The 18,691-nt window shown below is 61.5% G+C and carries 20 protein-coding genes; 10 read left to right on the top strand and 10 right to left on the bottom strand.

Annotated features, from left to right (window positions below):
- Positions 1–24 precede the first annotated feature (24 nt).
- The 4 genes from MRBLMS1_RS23450 to MRBLMS1_RS23465 form a co-directional block, all read right to left on the bottom strand.
- Entirely contained in the window at positions 25–897 is an 873-nt protein-coding gene (locus tag MRBLMS1_RS23450) for a hypothetical protein (RefSeq protein ID WP_485882295.1), read from the bottom strand.
- 19 nt (positions 898–916) lie between these two features.
- The gene (locus MRBLMS1_RS23455; RefSeq protein ID WP_076567276.1) at positions 917–1,702 is read right to left on the bottom strand and encodes a hypothetical protein; all 786 of its coding nucleotides are present in this window, start codon (positions 1,700–1,702) and stop codon (positions 917–919) included.
- Entirely contained in the window at positions 1,692–2,204 is a 513-nt protein-coding gene (locus tag MRBLMS1_RS23460) for a hypothetical protein (protein WP_034759931.1), read from the bottom strand. Before MRBLMS1_RS23460 ends, MRBLMS1_RS23455 begins: the two co-directional genes overlap by 11 nt.
- Before the next feature lie 93 nt (positions 2,205–2,297).
- Positions 2,298–2,591, bottom strand: coding sequence for a DnaJ domain-containing protein (locus tag MRBLMS1_RS23465; protein ID WP_010395442.1), 294 nt, complete (start codon positions 2,589–2,591; stop codon positions 2,298–2,300).
- A 161-nt stretch (positions 2,592–2,752) separates the two neighbouring features.
- Here MRBLMS1_RS23465 and MRBLMS1_RS23470 point away from each other — a divergent pair, with 161 nt between their 5' ends.
- From MRBLMS1_RS23470 to MRBLMS1_RS23480, 3 genes are all read left to right on the top strand, one after another.
- On the top strand, positions 2,753–4,519 hold the full coding sequence (locus MRBLMS1_RS23470; protein WP_456148699.1) for a glutamine--tRNA ligase/YqeY domain fusion protein: 1,767 nt from the start codon (positions 2,753–2,755) through the stop codon (positions 4,517–4,519).
- Positions 4,520–4,719: 200 nt separating this feature from the next.
- The gene (locus MRBLMS1_RS23475; RefSeq protein ID WP_485882299.1) at positions 4,720–6,567 is read left to right on the top strand and encodes a sensor histidine kinase; all 1,848 of its coding nucleotides are present in this window, start codon (positions 4,720–4,722) and stop codon (positions 6,565–6,567) included.
- 187 nt (positions 6,568–6,754) lie between these two features.
- Positions 6,755–7,468, top strand: coding sequence for a glycine-rich domain-containing protein (locus tag MRBLMS1_RS23480; RefSeq protein WP_139090239.1), 714 nt, complete (start codon positions 6,755–6,757; stop codon positions 7,466–7,468).
- An 87-nt stretch (positions 7,469–7,555) separates the two neighbouring features.
- Here MRBLMS1_RS23480 and MRBLMS1_RS23485 read toward each other — a convergent pair whose 3' ends face one another.
- The 4 genes from MRBLMS1_RS23485 to MRBLMS1_RS23500 all read right to left on the bottom strand — a co-directional run bounded on the left by MRBLMS1_RS23485 (position 7,556) and on the right by MRBLMS1_RS23500 (position 9,756).
- Positions 7,556–7,795 carry a hypothetical protein gene (locus MRBLMS1_RS23485; protein WP_029496207.1) on the bottom strand — a complete coding sequence of 80 codons (240 nt, stop codon included), beginning with the start codon at positions 7,793–7,795 and terminating at the stop codon, positions 7,556–7,558.
- 242 nt (positions 7,796–8,037) lie between these two features.
- On the bottom strand, positions 8,038–8,307 hold the full coding sequence (locus tag MRBLMS1_RS23490) for a hypothetical protein (RefSeq protein WP_485882302.1): 270 nt from the start codon (positions 8,305–8,307) through the stop codon (positions 8,038–8,040).
- Positions 8,308–8,494: 187 nt separating this feature from the next.
- The gene (locus tag MRBLMS1_RS23495) at positions 8,495–8,755 is read right to left on the bottom strand and encodes a hypothetical protein (protein WP_128140363.1); all 261 of its coding nucleotides are present in this window, start codon (positions 8,753–8,755) and stop codon (positions 8,495–8,497) included.
- 83 nt (positions 8,756–8,838) lie between these two features.
- Positions 8,839–9,756, bottom strand: a complete 918-nt coding sequence (locus MRBLMS1_RS23500) for an SDR family oxidoreductase (protein ID WP_485882305.1) — start codon at positions 9,754–9,756, stop codon at positions 8,839–8,841.
- A gap of 12 nt (positions 9,757–9,768) precedes the next feature.
- On the opposite strand from MRBLMS1_RS23500, the gene MRBLMS1_RS23505 reads away from it, so the two are divergent.
- The 5 genes from MRBLMS1_RS23505 (at position 9,769) to MRBLMS1_RS23525 (ending at position 14,642) form a co-directional block, all read left to right on the top strand.
- Positions 9,769–10,794 (top strand): CDP-6-deoxy-delta-3,4-glucoseen reductase, encoded by a 1,026-nt coding sequence (locus MRBLMS1_RS23505; protein WP_485882307.1) that lies wholly within the window; start codon positions 9,769–9,771, stop codon positions 10,792–10,794.
- Positions 10,795–10,877: 83 nt separating this feature from the next.
- Positions 10,878–12,149: an MFS transporter gene (locus MRBLMS1_RS23510; protein ID WP_485882309.1), complete on the top strand. Its 1,272-nt coding sequence runs from the start codon at positions 10,878–10,880 to the stop codon at positions 12,147–12,149.
- A gap of 38 nt (positions 12,150–12,187) precedes the next feature.
- Complete coding sequence (locus MRBLMS1_RS23515) at positions 12,188–12,853, top strand: DUF1345 domain-containing protein (protein ID WP_485882311.1); 666 nt, start codon at positions 12,188–12,190, stop codon at positions 12,851–12,853.
- A 185-nt stretch (positions 12,854–13,038) separates the two neighbouring features.
- Entirely contained in the window at positions 13,039–13,416 is a 378-nt protein-coding gene (locus MRBLMS1_RS23520; RefSeq protein WP_034781728.1) for an HPF/RaiA family ribosome-associated protein, read from the top strand.
- Positions 13,417–13,676: 260 nt separating this feature from the next.
- Positions 13,677–14,642, top strand: a complete 966-nt coding sequence (locus MRBLMS1_RS23525; protein WP_128140368.1) for a GGDEF domain-containing protein — start codon at positions 13,677–13,679, stop codon at positions 14,640–14,642.
- 1 nt (position 14,643) lies between these two features.
- On the opposite strand, the gene MRBLMS1_RS23530 is transcribed toward MRBLMS1_RS23525, so the two are convergent.
- The gene (locus MRBLMS1_RS23530; RefSeq protein WP_485882314.1) at positions 14,644–15,258 is read right to left on the bottom strand and encodes a DUF5610 domain-containing protein; all 615 of its coding nucleotides are present in this window, start codon (positions 15,256–15,258) and stop codon (positions 14,644–14,646) included.
- A gap of 153 nt (positions 15,259–15,411) precedes the next feature.
- On the opposite strand from MRBLMS1_RS23530, the gene sbcB reads away from it, so the two are divergent.
- On the top strand, positions 15,412–16,860 hold the full coding sequence (gene sbcB, locus MRBLMS1_RS23535) for an exodeoxyribonuclease I (protein WP_485882316.1): 1,449 nt from the start codon (positions 15,412–15,414) through the stop codon (positions 16,858–16,860).
- 233 nt (positions 16,861–17,093) lie between these two features.
- On the opposite strand, the gene pyrF is transcribed toward sbcB, so the two are convergent.
- Entirely contained in the window at positions 17,094–17,918 is an 825-nt protein-coding gene (pyrF, locus tag MRBLMS1_RS23540; RefSeq protein ID WP_485882318.1) for an orotidine-5'-phosphate decarboxylase, read from the bottom strand.
- Between the two features lie 157 nt (positions 17,919–18,075).
- On the opposite strand from pyrF, the gene MRBLMS1_RS23545 reads away from it, so the two are divergent.
- Positions 18,076–18,690 (top strand): LemA family protein, encoded by a 615-nt coding sequence (locus MRBLMS1_RS23545; RefSeq protein WP_485882320.1) that lies wholly within the window; start codon positions 18,076–18,078, stop codon positions 18,688–18,690.
- Position 18,691: the final 1 nt, after the last annotated feature.

Consider the following 18,691-nt stretch of genomic DNA (forward strand, 5'->3'; position numbering starts at 1 on the left):
GGCGTAAGCCGACAATTGCTCGCATCACGAATAATCCGCGTCCAGCTCCGAACCCGCATAATTTTCCAGGTCCTCGAACAGGCTTTTCATGCTGGCCCGCGTGAGGATTTTATGCACGACGGTGCAGCTGCGGCGGTACGACTCTATACGGTCGAGCAATACCGGATGGTGCTGCACGGGCACCTTGGCCACCAGGGCGGCCCAGCCTTCCTCGAAGTCGGGCTTGTTCTTGCGCACGGAACGCACGAAGCGCTCGAATTCCTTTTGACCCGTGCGCGCGATGATGCGCCCGCCGCCTTCGATGGCGAAGATGATGGCCAGGGCGATGACGCCCTCGGCATTCAAGTCGCTGTCGCTGACGGGACCGTTGTCGTGGTGGCGGCGCAGCCAGCTTGCCAGGCGCACGACGGCTTGCACTTCCTTGCGCTGTTGCAATTGAACCGCATACTTTTCATAGCCGGCCCAGTTCTGGTTCGGGTCGGCCTGGCAAATATCGATGAACAGCTCGCGCAGGCGCCGCTGCAGGTACACGGGGTCCTGATCATATTCGCCGACGAGGGCGTCTTCGGGCAGCTGCGACAGTTCCTTGATCAGGCGAAAGCCCACCTGGAACGCGTGCTCGGCGCCGTGCTCGACGAGGAAATCGAGCGCGGCCTGGTCGCCTTCATGCGTGACGGCCTGTTCCAGGCCCAGGGACACGCCACCCACCGTCAGGTACAGCGCTTTCTGGATGCCGTCGGCCGTGCGTTCATTCGTGAACTTCTCGGCCACCATGGCCGTGATACCCGTCAATTCGTCGGCCAGGTTCAGGGCCGCGTCCTCGCGCGGGTCGCCCTGCAACAGTTTGATGGCGCGCACGAGGCGCGGAAGATTCTCTACAACAATTGCTGGCAGCATTAGACGTTCCCTGCTTTCATTACGAGAAAATGCCCGTGCCCAGGCTGCGGCGCGTGCTGGAGCGTGGCGCGCTGCGCGTGCTCGGCACTTGCTTGCGCAAGCGGTACAGCAATTCCTTGGTGCTACGCTGCAACATAGTCGGCTCTTCGTCCGGGTCGTCCGAGTATTCCGCGTCGGCCAGGTCGGCGCTGTGGCGGAAGTCGGGGAACAGTTCGAACAACGAGCGGTCCCAGCCGTCTTCATTCGCTTGCGCCAGCTCGATGGCCAGCGGCACGACGTCGTTGTCGGACGAGGTCACGCCCGTCACGTACGGTCCCTTGATGACGATTTCGCCCGCCACTTCGAGGATTTCCTTCGGCGCCATCGAGAACAAAATGGCGAACGCCGTGGCGCCCCAGTCGGTGGCGGACGCTTCGAGCAGCAGCTCGCGGCGGCGCTCGGCGTCGTCGGTGGAAAACACCACGCCGTGGATGTGCGCGAACAGGGCTTCGGCGATGCGTTCCGGATCATCCTCGATCTGGTCGTCGCTCCAGGTGGCGGCGATGAAGGCCAGGCTGTCGGCCCACGCTTTCGGCGGTACCAGCAAGGTTGCCAGCGACATCTTGCCGCCGTCAAAGCCGGCCAGATGCAGGGCCGTTACCTGTGGCGGGATGGCGCTCAGCACTTCCACCACGGCCAGATCGCCATACTGGTCGGCCGCATCGGCAAACGCCTGCTCGGCGTGGCCCAGCGAACCGGACAACACCAATTCCGTGACCTGTTTCGTCAGCGCGGGAAGATTGCTCTTTTGTTCATTATCGGCCATGGTCATCTCCATCCTGGTCAAACATCTGGGCGAAATCGTCGGTGGCTTCGTCTTCGTCGTGATCGTCGTCGCCATCGTCATTGGCGGCCAGCTGGTCGAGCGACTGGTCGTCGTCGTCCCACAGGCGCGGGTTCTTGTGCAGGAAAGCCGTGATGATGGCCTGGCGCGCCAGGTCGGGGAAGCTCTCTTCGATGGCGGCGTACATCTTCGCCGCTTCCGGCGCGGCGCACGCGGCCATGGAAAACACGCGGGCCGGGTCGCCGAACTCGTAGTCTTCGCTTTCGGCCAGCAAGCCTTTCGGGTCACTGAAGGTGATGTGGTCGACCAGCGCGAAGGCCAGCATGTTCACGTCTTCGATGCCGCCGCCGCTCGCATATTCGCCGACCAATGCATCGACCATGCTCTTGTAGTTCTTGCGGTTCGGCGGATCGCCGAGGATGCCTTCGATCTGGCCTTCCAGCTCACGCGACTGATACGCGAATTCAGGGTGTACTCTTCTCATGCTGTGCTTTCCAATGTAATGCGCGGCGCTGATAAAAGCGCCGTTGTTGTTGTTTTCAAGTAATTCGGGCCGGCTGAAGCGGGCCGCAGCGGTTTAGTCGGCAGGTAATACTGTGCCATGTAAACGAAACACGCCGCACCACAGCGCATACGCTTCCGCTTCCGGGTCGATGATGATGCGGTGGTTCACGCTCTGGTCGTATTCGGCGCGCTTGGCCGGGTCGGCCAGGATTTCATAGGCCTTGGTGACGCTCTTGAAGCGCGCCTCGGCGCCGGGGGCCTGGTTGCGGTCGGGGTGGAAGCGCATGGCCAGCGAACGGTAAACCTTCTTGATTTCATCGTCGCTGGCATTGGGCGCGACACCGAGGACGTTATATAAATTTTCCATAAAAGGCTCCGGGGTCACGTTTTTCTACTAATTAAAGGCGAATTATCCTATAGAACGGCGTCGGCGTCGCTTGCATGCTCGGATATGGGGCCAAATACGTGCTTATAAAGCGCTTGCGGTACGGTAAAATGCTCTTTACTGTCACTCTTCCGCATTGATCAATGAGCAACGATAAACCGAATACCGCCGCGCCAGCGCTGGCGCCCAATTTCTTGCGTAACATCATCGAAGCCGACCTGGCTGCCGGCGCCCATGTGCGTCCCGGCCTGCCCCAGGTGATCACGCGTTTCCCGCCGGAGCCGAACGGCTACCTGCACGTGGGCCACGCCAAGTCGATCTGCGTCAACTTCGGCCTGGCGCGCGATTACGCCGGCCAGTGCAACCTGCGCTTCGACGACACCAATCCGGCCAAGGAAGAGCAGGAATACGTTGACACCATCATGGACAGCGTGAAATGGCTGGGCTTTGACTGGGAACCGAAGCATGCCGATGGCCAGAGCCACCTGCACTATGCGAGCGACTATTTCGACCAGCTGTACGCGATGGCCGAATACCTGATCACGGCCGGCTTTGCCTACGTGGATAGCCAGAGCGCCGAAGACATGGCCGCCAACCGCGGCAATTTCGGCCAGGCCGGCAAGAATTCGCCTTTCCGCGACCGTCCGCGCGACGAATCGCTGGCCCTGTTCCGCGCCATGAAGGCGGGCCAGTTCAAGGATGGCGAACACATCCTGCGCGCGAAGATGAGCGAAGATGCCATGAGTTCGCCGAACATGAACTTGCGCGACCCGGCCATCTACCGCATCCGCCACGCGCACCACCACCGCACGGGCGACGCCTGGTGCATCTATCCGATGTACGACTACACGCACCCGATCTCGGACGCGCTGGAAAACATCACGCATTCGATCTGCACGCTGGAATTCCAGGATCACCGCCCGTTCTACGACTGGCTGCTGGAAACGCTGTCGGCCGGCGGCTTCTTCGCCAAGCCGGTGCCGCACCAGTACGAATTCTCGCGCCTGAACCTGACCTACATCGTGACCAGCAAGCGCAAGCTGCGCCAGCTGGTGGAAGAAAAAATCGTCGACGGCTGGGACGACCCGCGTATGCCGACCCTGGTGGGCATGCGCCGCCGCGGCTACACGCCGGAAGCCATTCAGCTGATGTGCGAACGCACGGGCGTGACGAAATCGGACGGCTGGATCGACTACAGCGTGCTCGAAGGCTGTTTGCGCGAAGACCTGGACCCGAAAGCGCCGCGCTCGGTAGCCGTGCTGCGTCCATTGAAACTGATCATCGACAATTTCCCCGAAGGCGAAAGCGTGGAATGCACGGCGCCCGTGCACCCGCACTTTCCCGAGCGCGGCTTGCGCACCTTCCCCATCTCGCGCGAGCTGTGGATCGAGGAAGACGACTTCATGGAAGTGCCGAACAAGGGCTATTTCCGTCTGTATCCGCCGATCGACGACAAGCCGGGCAGCCGCGTGCGTTTGCGCTACGGCTACGTGATCGAGTGCACGGGCTACGACAAGGATGAAAACGGCAAGGTCATCGCCGTGCATTGCACCTACTTCCCGGACAGCAAGTCGGGCACGGAAGGCAGCGCCAACTACAAGGTCAAGGGAAATATGCACTGGGTCAGCGCACCGACGGCCATTCCCGCGGAAGTGCGCCTGTACGACCGCCTGTTTACGGACCCGCAGCCGGACGCGGGCGGCAAGGACTTCAAGCTGGCCTTGAATCCGCTGGCCAAGGAAGTGGTGCAAGCGTGGCTGGAACCGGGCGCTGAATTGGCCCAGCCGGAAGAACGCTTCCAGTTCGAGCGCCACGGTTATTTTGCGGCCGACCGTGTCGACAGCCAGCCTGGCAAGCCCGTCTTCAACCGCATCGTCACCCTGAAAGACAGCTGGCAGCCCGCCAAATAAAGGCTGACGGCACACAAAAAAAACCGCTGCGGCGGTTTTTTTTCGTTTCAACGAGAAATATTGCTTGTTGACTATAATAACGATAATTTTGTATATTAGGCAGCTATTGAGCAATTTACAATTTTAATAGTGCTTGTACAACGCAGCCTAGCCTCCGTCGCCCAGGCGGCACCCGATTCCTCTTCCTGATGCGGATGGCGATGTCTTCTACTGCCGGCGAACACCCCTTATCTGCTGAAAAAAGGCCGCAGTGGCTGCTCGGCTTCGTGATGTCGACGATGGTGGGCCTGCTGTTCTATATGGCCGCCTCGCTGTCGATCGAAAACGATGCCAGCGAGCTATTCAACAATCTGGCCCGCAATACCCAGAAAAACATCGAATCGCGCGTCAAGTCGTATGCCAACCTGCTGCGCGGCACGGCCAGCCTGTTCCACGCCAACGAACACGTGAGCCGTGAGCAATTCCACCGCTACGTGGCGAACATCGCCCTGCAACAGAACTATCCGGGGGTGATGAACCTCAATTACAGCCAGGAACTGGACGAGACGCAGCGTGCCGCCTTCGAAGCGGCCATGCAGCGCGACTATCCGCCCGGGCGCGACGGCTATCCGGCGTTTGCCATCCATCCACCCGCCCCGCGCGCGCACTATTCCGTGCTGGTGTATATCGAACCGATTGCCAGCGCCCCTGAAAAATATGGCTATGACATCGCCTCGCGCCCCCTGATCGCCGAAATGCTGGCGCAGTCACGCGATTCCGGCAACATCAGCAATTCCGGCGTGCCCGTGCCTATGCAAGGCCGTCCCCAATTGACGGGCATGGCCATGCGCCTGCCCGTGTACCACTTTGGCATGCCGGTCGATACGGTGGAGCAGCGGCGCGCGGCGTACCAGGGTTCCGTCGGAATCGGTTACGACCTGGTAACGATGATGCGCAGCGCGCTGGCGGACATGCCGGTGCGCAACGTCCGCCTGACCCTGTTCGATATCGGCCCGCAGGCGCGCGCACCGCTAGACTTACCGCACGACATGCGTCCCATCTTCGACAGCACGACGGCGGGCATGCATGCGCCATGGTGGCTGCCCGGCAATTCCGGCCGCTACCTGAGCAGCACGATGCTGATCGAACACAATAGCCGCGTGTGGCAAGCGCTGTTCAGCGTGCGCAAGAGCGACCTGTACACGCGCTTCGACGTCTTTTTGCCATGGCTGGCCCTGCTGATAGGCTTTGCCAGCACCATGCTGCTATACATGCTGTTCCACACTCTGGCATCGTCGCGCCAGCGCGCCATCCAGATGGCGAACGGCATGACGGAGGAATTGCGCGCCAGCCAGATCCGTCTGCAGCTGTCGCATCAGAAACTGCGCCGCCTGGCGGCCCATGCCGACCAGATCAAGGAAGAAGAGCGCAAGCGCATCGCGCGCGAAATCCACGACGACCTGGGGCAGAACCTGCTGGTCTTGCGCATCGACGCCGACATGCTGGCCTCGCGCACGCATCGCCGCCACCCGCGCCTGAACGCCCGCGCCCGCTCGACCCTGGAGCAGATCGACGCCACCATCAAGAGCGTGCGGCAGATCATCAACGATTTGCGCCCTACCGTGCTGGACCTGGGCGTGAATGCGGCCGTCGAATGGCAGGTGGCGCAATTTCGCCAGCGCACGGGCATCGCTTGCGAAGTGAGCGAAAGCCATGACGACATTTGCCTCAGCGACCAATGCGCGACGGCCCTGTTCCGCATCCTGCAAGAGTCGCTCAGCAACATTTCCCAGCATGCCCATGCCAGCCGCGTGCAAGTCAAACTGGAAAAGTGCCGCGATACGGTATCGATGAGCATCAGCGACAACGGCGTGGGCGCCGCCATCGACGGGCGCAACAAGCTGGGCTCGTTTGGCCTGGTGGGCATCGAGGAGCGCATAAAATTGCTAGGCGGCACTTTTTACATCGAAAGCAGCCCCGGCGCCGGCATGAGCGTGCACGTCAGCGTACCGCTGGGTGCGGACGCCACCGCGTTTCCCTACCAGGAAGAAAGCCGGGTCAGCAACTGACGGGCGCGCGTTCGCATGGAGCAAGCTCAGCTTGCATATTTTGTAATTAGATGCAATATTGGTGTAGAACAACTCAGCGCCCGCCCGCCATGGGCCAGGCATTCCTCGACCATTTGCCAGGAGTACATCCCACCGCTTTCCCTTGTTTCACCGTATTTCCCACAACGCTCTTTACAAAAGGACATTCATGGATACGAACGACAGTTTCAAGGCAATTGCCGATTTGGATTTGGACGCGATCAAGGTCAAGCTGATGCACCGGGAGTCAGGCGAAGGATGGAGCCTGGAAAAGGCAAATGCGGTGGAATTCGAATACCGCCGCTTCCTGATCCTGATGAAACAGTTTCCGGAAGAAGAAACAGCGCCGCTGATGGACGTTGATACCTTCTGGCACTACCACATCCTCGACACCCTGAAATATGCGGCCGACTGCGAACAGGTGTTCGGTTACTTCCTCCATCACTTCCCCTACATCGGCCTGCGCGGCGAAGACGACGAAGCAGCGCACCATCGCGTGGGCGAGCGCATGAAGCAGCTGTATGAGCAAACGTTCGGAGAAGATTATATCCGCGCGGAGACGGCGTATTCGGGGCGCGCCGTACAGGCGGCGTATTCGGGACGGGCGGTGCAGGCTGCGTATTCAGGACGGGCTGTCCAAACAGCATTTTCCAGTGCGGCAGTACAGGCAACGGCATACTCGGGCCGGGCCGTGCAAACGGCGTTTTCCAGTGCGGCCGTGCAGGCGACGGCGTATTCGGGCCGCGCGACGGGGGCTGCCAGCACCGCATTTTCCAGCGCGCCTGCCTCACTTACCGCAGCGGTGGTCAAATCGTCTTCGACTGGCCTGGAAATGGGGCGCTTCTATGTTGATCGTCCGGTATTGAACCGCGATCCGCAATAGAAAAGCGGAAAACAGATGTGGCTGCCGCACGCGGCAAGCCTGACTTACCCAGACGGCACCTCTCAGTTTGCCGTCTGTCAGGCGCTCTTAGGCAGCCATCAACTCGCGCAGTTCACGAATGCTGAAATCGCTGATTTCATGCATGCGGATGAGGATCGTGGCGCCGATCGGCAAGGTGTTGTGACGAATCTTGCTGATAACAGGTGGCGCCACTTCCAGAGCTCGCGACAAGGCGGCATCGTTTTTCAGTTGCAGCTTGTCGATGATCGCATCGAGGACGCGATTCGGGTTGTAGGTAGGCAAAGAGGTAATTTGTTTGAGAGACATGATCAAAAATCCGTACTTGTTGTATTAGAGCAAGAAAAAACAGAATGTCTCTTCTGCACTAATTCAGGGTAAACACACTAAAAAGCGCCATCACTTATGCGGCTTTTACGCCACAAACAATATAATACACGCTATTGTTGATTTTTGCGTAACTTAGAGCAAAATTGTGATAATTGAAGAGAATTGACGCACTTGGAATGTGCTAGAGGATAACTCAAATCGGAAAAATTTGCTGCACGTCATCAATTTTTACGATGAGCAACACCGCTATGCATGAGCCAGGCTATGGCCATGAGGGTGCCCAGGCGGGCCATTTCTGCGGATAAATGCCAGCCTTGCACGGCCACGCCGGCCGGGGTGGCAAGCGGGCAAGTGCATGGGGAATCGTCCGCGCGGCACCAGGCCAGTTGCCGGCGAATTTCATCGGGCGGTGGTGGGGGTTGCAGCGCATGTTCGCGCCGGCGCATATAAGCGCGCACTTGCTCCTTGCTGGGGTGACTCGTTGCTCGCATGGCTCGCTCCTGCTGACGGGAAACAACGTCACGCTGGTTGTAGATGCAGAGCCCGCCACAAGAGCCCAGACGCGTGACGACATTGCTCACCATATCGCCAGCGCGCCATGGCGCGTTTGCGGTGCATCAAATGGCACGGCCCCGGTGTTGCGCCGGAACCCGTACTGCCCCACGGCCTGCTTCCGTCTTATTTCTTTTGCTGGCGCACGCGCTGTTGCTGTTTTTCCTGCGTTTGCTGGCGGTTCTGCTTGCGCTCGAACAGGGTGACCGCATCTTTCTTGGCTTGCTCGACAGTACGCATTTCTTCATGCGCATCGTGCGGGACGAAAAATTCGGCGTCCTGCGCCGCCACGACCAGCTTGATGGCGGCTTCGTCGTCGAGGTCGTACAGTTCCGTCAGGACGGTGGTGACCTCGTCCAGGTATGCTTCGTAAGTGAGGGTGCTCATGCTGTCTTCCTTAAGTGAGTGGCGCAGCGCGGGAACGGCGCGCTGCGCGCCGGCCCAGCAAAGTGCGCAGATAACCGGCCATTTTACCCGATGCCGGCGCCATCGGCGGACAGCGGCCGCAAGGCATCGGCCACGCGCGCATAGCGCAGGCGCACGCCCAGCTCGCGCTTGATGCGCGTATTGTGCAGTCGGCGCGATTCGGACATGAACGACAGCAGCATCGGCGTGACCACCTGCCGCAGCGCGGCACGGGGCAGGCGCGGCGGGCGCGGCAGGCCGAACGTGTCGGCCACGGCATCGAAATACTCGGCCATTTTGAGTTCGCTGTCATCGCTGGCGTGATATACGCGTCCCGGTTTGCCGCGCCACAAGGCCCGCTCGATGATGCGCGCCAGGTCGTCCGCATGGATATGGTTGGTGTACACATCGTCATCCGCGGCCAGGGCCGGCGTGCCTTCGCGCAAGCGTTTCAAGGGCAGGCGGTCGTCGGCATAGATGCCGGGCACGCGCAGGATGGCCACCTTGGCGCCGCGTCGCGCGCCCCAGCCGCGCAAGACCTGTTCGGCGTCCACCCTCCGCTTCGCGCGCGCATTCGCTGGCGCCGTCGGCCGCGTTTCATCGACCCAGGCGCCAGCGCAATCGCCATACACACCGCTGGTGCTCACATACACCATGCGTGCATGCTCGGGTAAAATGGCGGCCAGATTGCGCGTGCGCCGGTCCAGCAAGCCCGACGACAAGGGTGGCGCCAGGTGCACGATCATCGTCGCCAGTCCCGCCAGCCGTTTCAGGCTGGCCCGGTCGTCGAGGTTGGCCACGATGGGCACGGCGCCGGCTTCCCGCAACTGCGCGCAGCGCGCCGACTGGCTGGTGACGGCAAAGACGCGAAAGCGCGCGCGCAGCAGGGGCAGCAAGCGCATGCCGACGTCGCCGCAGCCCAGGATCAGCAGGCGCGGCAAGCCTGACGGCTTGCGCAAAGAGTGCATTAACATATTTTTCATCTCAAGGATTGTATGACTTTTCAAGTTACTGTTCAGCCCAGCGGCCACCAGTTCAGCTGCGAAGCGGACGAAACCGTGCTGGCGGCGGCGATACGCGCCGGCGTGGGCTTGCCGTATGGCTGTAAAAATGGCGCCTGCGGTTCCTGCAAGGGCAAAGTGGTTTCCGGCACCGTCCAACACAAGGCGCACCAGCAGCGCGCCCTGACGCCGGAAGAGGAAGCGGCCGGCTTTTCCCTGTTCTGCTGCGCCACCACGGACGCCGACCTCGTCATCGAAGCGCGCGAAGTGGCGGGCAGCAGCGACTACCCGATCAAGAAAATGCCGTCGCGCGTGACCACCATCGAAAAAGTCGCGCCCGACGTCGTCGTGCTGACCCTGCAGTTGCCGGCCAGCGAGCGCCTCAACTACCGCGCCGGACAGTATATCGAAATCCTGTTGCGCGACAACAAACGCCGCAGCTACAGCATGGCCAGCGCGCCCGCCGACGGCGGCCCCGTGACCCTGCACATCCGCCACCTGCCGGGCGGCCTGTTTACCGACCAGGTATTTGGCACCATGAAGGAGCGCGACATCCTGCGCTTCGAAGGCCCGATGGGCACCTTCTTCCTGCGCGAAGATTCCGACAAGCCCGTCGTGCTGCTGGCCTCGGGCACGGGCTTTGCACCCTTGAAAGCCATCGTCGAGCACATGATCAACGAGCAATCCACGCGCTCGATCACCCTGTACTGGGGCGGGCGCCGTCCGCACGACCTGTACATGGATGCGCTGTGCCGCCAGTGGGCCGCCGACTTGCCGCAGTTCACCTATGTGCCTGTCGTGTCGGACGCCTTGCCGGAAGACGGCTGGAGCGGCCGCACGGGCTTCGTGCACCAGGCCGTCATCGCCGACTTGCCCGACCTGTCGGGCCACCAGGTATATGCCTGCGGCGCGCCCGTGATGGTCGATTCGGCCCACCGCGACTTCGTGCAGCTGTGCCAGTTGCCAGACGACGAGTTTTACGCGGACGCCTTCACCACGGAAGCCGACTTGGCCAAGTAAGCGTCACCGTCCAGACAGCGGGGCGCGGCTGGTGCGGCGCCCGCTGCCACCACCGCTCTACCCCGCTGCTTCCTGGAAATTTCATGTCTCTCGCTTTCGCCGGCAACGGCTTCAGTACCCTGCGTCACCGCAACTTCGCCTTTTACCTGTCCGCCCGCGTGCTGGGCACGGTGGCCGTGCAGATGCAAAGCGTGGCCATCGGCTGGCAGGTGTACCAGATCACGGGCAGCCTGTTCGACCTGGGCTTGATCGGCCTGGCGCAATTCGCGCCCTTCCTCGTATTGATTTTGCCGGCAGGCCATGTGGCCGACCGCTACAACCGCCGCAACATCATCGCCTGGTGCCTGGCGGCGCAGCTCGCTTGCGCGCTGGCCCTGCTGGCGTTCACTCTGAGTGGGCTCTCCATCGTCTGGCCCGTGTTTGCCGTGCTGGTGCTGTTCGGCAGTGCGCGCGCCTTCATGATGCCGGCCACGCAGGCCGTGCTCGTCAACATGGTGCCCACGCAACACTTCAGCCGCGCCGTCGCGCTCAGCTCGTCGAGTTCGCACGTGGCCATCATCCTGGGGCCTACCCTGGGTGGCTTACTGTATTACTTCGGCCCCAAGGTCGTGTATTTGATCTCGTCCGCGCTGCTGGTCGTGTCCGTCCTGCTGATGCGCGCCACCACGCCGGCGCCGCAGGTGGTCAAGCGCGAACCCGTCAGCTGGCATACCCTGCTCGAAGGCTTGCGCTTCGTCTGGTCGAAACCCATCGTGCTGGGCGCCATTTCGCTCGACCTGTTCGCCGTCCTGTTCGGCGGCGCCACGGCGCTGCTGCCGGCGCTCGCGCACGACGTGCTGCATATCGGCCCCAGCGGCCTGGGCTTGCTGCGCACGGCGCCCGGGGCCGGCGCAGCCCTGTGCTCGATCGCGCTGGCCATCTTCCCCATCACGCGCAGGGTTGGCCCATGGATGTTCGGCGGCGTGGCCGTCTTCGGCCTGGGCACCCTGGTGCTGGGCAGCACCAGCTATTTCCCGCTGGCGCTGGCGGCGCTGTTCCTGATGGGCGCCGGCGACATGGTCAGCGTCTACATCCGCCACCTGCTGGTGCAGTTCGAGACGCCCGACGAAATCCGCGGCCGGGTCAGCGCCGTGAATGCCGTCTTCATCGGCGCCTCGAACGAGCTGGGCGAATTCGAATCGGGATTGACGGCCGGCTGGTTCGGCCTCGTGCGCGCCGTACTCTTCGGCGGCGCCGCCACCCTGGCCGTGACGGGCATCTGGGCCGTGCTGTTCCCCGTGCTGTCGCGCATGGACCGCTTCCCCCACCACGAGAAGGAAGCGGCCGCCAGGACGGCTACCACGGCAAGTTCATAAGGCCTAAGATGCGCTATCGCCACTGACGAACCCGTACCATGAAAATCACGTTTCCGTTCCGCAGCTTCATCCGCAGCCGCCCCCACCTGAGCATGGCCACGGTCATCGGCGTGGCGGCCGGCCTGCTGCTGCCCGCATCGTGGCAACAGATGACGCGTTTGCTGACGGCGTGGAACGTGGCCGTCTGGTTCTACCTGGCGACGATGGCCTGGATGATGATGCGCGCCAACCATCACAAGGTCAAAGCCATGGCGGCGCGCCAGGACGAGCGGGCGGCAACAGTCTTGTCGGCCCTGTCCGTCGCTTCCGTGATGAGCCTGGTGGCCATCGTCTCGCAGCTGTCTTCGATGAAAGACCTGGCGCCGGACGAGCGCGCGCTGCACTACGGCCTGACGATACTCACCCTGGTCGGTTCCTGGTTCCTCGTCGGCACCCTGTTCTGCTTCCACTATGCCCACCTGTATTACCAGGCCGATCCCGCACTGCGCCCCCTGAAGTTTCCCGACGACGAGCAAAACCCCGATTACTGGGATTTTCTCTATTTCGCCATCACCATCGCCGTGGCCGTGCAAACGTCGGACGTTTCCGTGCAGACGCGCATGATGCGCCAGATCGTGCTGGGGCAATCCGTGCTGAGCTTTTTCTTCAACCTGGTCGTGCTGGGGCTGTCGATCAATATCGCCGCCGGCCTGATCAATGGTTGAAATAATTTCGTAGTGGAAACTTGACCTGGCTGAAGGGTTAAGCTCATCTTAATCGTGCGCACCCTCTTGAAATACTGGAAAGAGGAGTAAGATAAGTTCCATGCACAGAGGTCATGTGCATGGGGCAGCAACCAGGCCGCAGCACGCCTGAGATGGGTTTTTTTTGAATTGACAGGAGTAAGCATATGCAAATCAATATTCATACCGACAGCACCATCGCCAACACCGCTGGACTGAACGAACATGTGCAATCCGTACTTGAAAGCGCACTGAACCGCTTCCGCGACAACCTGACCCGCATCGAAGTCCACATCAGCGACACGAATGGCCCGAAAGGCGGCGCAGACGATATTCGCTGCGTCATGGAAGCACGCGTTGCTGGCTATCAACCGATTGCCGTGACCGAACAGAACGCCACCGTGCATCAATCCGTTGCCGGCGCCACCGACAAACTGAAACGCGCCATCGATAGCGCCCTGGGCCGCCTGCAAGACAGCAAGCGCCACGCCACCGGCAAGAATGCCGTGATCGATACGGCCGAAGCGGAAGAAACCGCCGAGTAACTCCCCACCCGCAGGATTTCCAGAGACTGAGGCAGCCGTTCAAGGCTGCCTTTGCACATCTGGGCCACCTTCCTGCGCGACAACACCCATAGCAAAACAGCAAGCATTCCGGCGCATTAACACCGCAATGAAATAATTGTCGTATTTCTCACAGTAAGTGACATCAAGCAAGCATTTGCCGTTACAGCCAAGGCCGCTTTACGCTATCATGAAGCTACCGGCCCCCTGCTCGCGCGCGCCGGCTTTTTGAAAGTGTGATTGTGGAACAGATCGGCAACTTCGGCGCTTCAGGCTGCAACATCGGCGATTTACAGTTATTTCGCGATGGGGCGGATAGCCAGACGGCCGCCATGCTGGCGCCCTGCCCCGTCATGCGCCTCGAAGCGGGCGAAGCCATTGCCGACACACAGGGTACTTGCCTGTACATCGTCCTGCGCGGTTCGCTGGCCGTGGCCGCCGACATCCACACGGGCATGGATGACGGCACCGTCAGCAAGGTCTTGCCCGGCGAAAGCGTGGGCGAACAATCGGTGCTCGATGAAGCGAGCAACCTGGCCGCCATTTCCGCCCTGGAAGAAACCGACTTGCTGGTGATCGACGCGGCCGTCGTCTGGGAATTGATCGAGCAATCGAACGGCCTGGCACGCAACCTGCTGCGGCTGCTGTCCTTCCGCATCCGCGCCGCCAATGCCCTGCTGCGCCGCCGCCAGAAACTGGGCGAATTCTACCGCCAGCTGTCGATGGTCGACAGCCTGACGGGCTTGTACAATCGCGCCTGGCTGACGGATTTACTGCCGAACATGATCGTCACCGCCCACGCCAGTGCCTCGCCGCTGTCGCTAGTGATGATAGACCTCGACCATTTCAAGCGTTTCAACGACACGCACGGCCACCAGGCGGGCGACCAGGCGCTGCGCATCGCCGCGCAAGTGCTGGGCGCGGCCCTGCGGCCCACGGATTTTGCCGTGCGCTATGGTGGCGAGGAAATGATGGTGATCTTGCCCGATACCAACGAACACGTGGCCCTGCGGGTGGCCGAACGCCTGTGCGAACGGATGCAGCAAGCCGTCATCTTCGCCGACATGCGCAGCGCGCTGCCGCACATCACGGGCTCGTTCGGCGTGTCCAGCCTGGCGGCCGAACAGGACGACCATGCGCTGATCGCGGCCGCCGACGCGGCGCTGTACCGCGCGAAGGCAGGCGGACGCAACCAGGTCATGCTGTAGATCAGGCGACCTTGCTGTCGGCAGGCTTGGCAGCCTCATCCTTCTTGCTGCTGTGCGCGGCGATGAAATCCGCATAGCCCTTCTGCACCAGTTCATAGGTCTTGTCGATATTGCCGGCGATATCGCCACCCAGCACTTTCAAGCCTTCCAGGATATCGCGCGCTTCCTTGAAGCCTTTTTCCATGCCGCCGCTGATGGTATCCATGAACTTGGTCAGGGCCGCATCGTCATCCAGGTCGGGATTCTGTTTCTTGAAGGCGTCAAAAAAACCGGTCGACAGCGATACAATGCGGCTCGCCGTCGCTTCGGCGCTATTGTCCTGCGACGCCGCGTTCTGGATTGCATCGTCGCCGTACTGGCCCTTCAGCGCTTCATTGATGTTGGTGATGGCCGTCTTGTACAGCAGCGCCAGCGGCTCATTCTCGGAACCGATCGACACGTTCAGCGACGCCTGCATGATGGAAGCGTTCAATTGCAGCTTCGTCCGGTCGTTGACGCTCATTTCAGCGTTGACGCCGTCCTTTTGCTGGACTTTCTCGTCCTTGCCGGCAACACCCGTACTGACGGAAGTCACGGAAGGGTTGGAATTGCCGCCTGCGGCGATGGGAATTGACACGATAGACCTCCTTGAACGGGCAATGTATGCCACCATGCGGGAAACTCGATGATGACCATCCTCTCGTGTAGTATCGGCAGGTTTTCAGAAAACTGTAGCAGCGGCGCGTTTACGGCCCGGATAACCAATCAAGTAACCAAGTATTGACCATCAATGACTAACCAGACCTTTCTTTGGCACGACTACGAAACCTTTGGCGCCCAGCCGCGCCGTGACCGCCCGGCCCAGTTCGCCGCCATCCGCACGGATGCCGAGCTCAACGAGATCGGCGAACCGATCATGCTGTATTGCCAGCCTGCCAATGATTTCCTGCCCGACCCGCAATCGTGCCTGATCACGGGCATCACGCCACAGCAGTGTCTGCAGCTGGGCGTGCCCGAACACCAGTTCGCCGCCACCATCGAAGCGGCCTTTTCGGAGCCGGGCACCATCGGCGTGGGCTACAACACCATCCGTTTCGACGATGAAGTCACGCGTTTCCTGTTCTGGCGCAACCTGATCGACCCGTACGCGCGCGAATGGAAAAACCATTGCGGCCGCTGGGACATCCTCGACGTGGTGCGCATGACGCATGCGCTGCGCCCGGAAGGCATCGAATGGCCGAAACGCGACGATGGCCAGACCAGTTTTAAGCTGGAACACTTGAGCAAGGCCAACGGCCTGGCCCACGAGGCGGCGCACGATGCGTTGTCCGACGTGCGCGCGACCATCGCCCTGGCCCGCCTGATCAAGCAGAAACAGCCGAAACTGTTCGAATTCTGCCTGGCCCTGCACAAGAAGGACCGGGTCGCCAGCGAAATGGGCATGCACCTGGCCGCCGGCGAGCGCCAGCCTTTCCTGCACGTGTCGGGCATGTTCCCCGCCGAACGGGGCTGCGTGGGCGTCGTCTGGCCGCTGGCCACGCACCCGAGCAACAAGAACGAGATCCTCGTCTGGGATTGCGCTTACGACCCGCGCGAACTGTTCCAGCTGGACGCCGACACCATCCGCACGCGGCTGTTCACGCGCAAGGAAGCCATGCCCGAAGGCATGACGCGCCTGCCTGTGAAAAGCGTGCACCTGAACAAATCGCCCATGCTGGTCGGCAACCTGAAAACCCTGTCGCCGGCCATGGCCGCGCAATGGGGCATCGACGTGGACGCCGCGAAGGTCAACGCGCAGCTGGCCGCGACGGCGCCGAACATGGATGCGATCTGGGCCGAAGTGTTCCAGCGCCCTGGCGCGAATGTCGCGCTGGACGTGGATGAGGATTTGTATAACGGTTTCGTCAGCAACGACGACCGCCGCCTGCTCGAATCCTTGCGCCGCGAAACGCCGGCCAAGCTGGCCACGGCCCGCCCTTCGTTTGCCGACGAGCGCCTGCAGGAATTGCTGTTCCGCTACCGCGCCCGCAATTTCCCGCAAACCCTGAGCGAAGCGGAAAGCCTGCGCTGGGAACAGCACCGCGCCGCCCGCCTGTTCGACGGCGACGGCGGCGCCCGCACCATCGAAATGCTGTTTACGGAAATCGACGGGCTGTCGGAATCGGTCGATGAGCGGGGTGAGGAAATTCTGGGAGAGTTGTACGATTACGCGGAGATGGTGGCGCCCATGCGCGATTAGTCGCACCTAACTAAACCTACTGCGCGTCGGTTTTGTTAGGCGCTGTGAGGCCTGCTGAATGTAATTTTTCAGCCCGCACGGTGCGCTTTGATCACATCGCGCGCTCAATTTGCAGCCGTAGGTCGGATTAGCGGGCCGAAGGCCCGCGTAATCCGACAACATTGTTGACGTTACCGGTGTTGTCGGGTTACGGCCGCTGGCCTAACCCGACCTACATTTTTTATGGATGGCGCTTAAACCGAACGGTGTTGATTGATCGCATCGCGCGTCTCGATCGCCACGCGGCGGGCAGCGTCGGCCCAGTCTTCATCCGCTTGCGGCGTGGCGTAGATGATGGCGCGCGACGAGCTGATCATCATGCCCATGCCCTTGGCCGTCTGGCCCGCGCCGACCGTGGCGGCGATGTCGCCGCCCTGGGCGCCGATGCCGGGCACCAGCAGCGGCATGTCGCCGACGATGGCGCGCACTTGCGCCAGTTCTTCAGGGAATGTGGCGCCGACGACGAGCGCGCACTGGCCGTTCTTGTTCCATTTGTCGGCCACCAGGCGCGCCACGCGCTGGTACAGCGGTTCGCCATCCGTATTCAAGAATTGCAGGTCCGAGCCGCCCGGGTTCGAGGTGCGGCACAGGATGATCACGCCGCGGTCTTTCCACGCCAGGTAGGGATCGAGCGAATCCTCGCCCATGTAGGGGTTCACGGTGACGGCGTCGGCGCCGTAGCGCTCGAACGCTTCGCGCGCGTATTGCGTGGCTGTCGCGCCGATGTCGCCCCGTTTCGCGTCGAGGATCAGCGGGATGTGCGGGTAATTCTCGCGCACGTAGCGGCAGATGTCTTCCAGCTGCTTTTCCGCGCCCAGCGCGGCAAAATACGCGATCTGCGGCTTGAAGGCGCAGGCCAGGTCGGCCGTGGCGTCGATGATGCGCGTGCAAAAGGTGGTGATTCCATCAGGCAAGTCGCGCAGTTCGGCCGGCAGTTTCGCCAGGTCCGGGTCCAGGCCCACGCACAGCAGGGAATTATTGGCCGTCCACGCGGCGGATAATTTATTGATGAAATTCACGGCACACCTTCTCTATATTCAGTTGCAAACCCCGTATTGTAACGCGGCATGGACCTGGGAAGGCAGCCAGGGGCCGCGGCCGGCGCTTATTAAACCGACATTGCGGGCCGTTTCAGGTATATTTGCCTCACCTCCTTTACTCTGCACGGAACCCATCATGCAAATCATCAATCAATTCACCAAATGGCTGCGCCTGGCCCTGAGCGTCACCGTCCTGGCCGGCATCCTGACGGGCTGCGGCTACAACGAATTCCAGAGCAAGGACGAAGCCACCAAGGCCGCCTGGGGCGAAGTGGTCAACCAGTACCAGCGGCGCGCCGACCTGATTCCCAACCTGGTCAACACCGTCAAGGGCTATGCCACGCACGAACGCGAAACCCTGGAAGCGGTGACCAAGGCGCGCGCCGCCGCCACCAGTTTCCAGATCACGCCCGAAGTGCTGAACGATCCGGCCGCGTTCGAGAAATTCCAGCAAGTACAAGGCCAGCTGTCGTCGGCCCTGTCGCGCCTGATGGTGGTGTCCGAGAAATACCCTGACCTGAAGGCTGACACCAGCTTCCGCGACTTGCAGTCGCAGCTCGAAGGCACGGAAAACCGCATCACCGTGGCGCGCCAGCGCTACATCGTTGCCGTGCAGGATTACAACGTGCATGCGCGCAGCTTCCCGAACAACCTGACGGCCATGGTCTTCGGCTACAAGGTCAAGCCATCGTTCACGGTGGAAAACGAAAAAGCCATCTCGACCGCGCCGACCGTCAACTTTGGCAAATAAG

Source organism: Massilia sp. LMS1-1-1.1 (assembly GCF_040815535.1).
In the GTDB taxonomy this organism is placed as follows: domain Bacteria; phylum Pseudomonadota; class Gammaproteobacteria; order Burkholderiales; family Burkholderiaceae_D; genus Janthinobacterium; species Janthinobacterium aestuarii.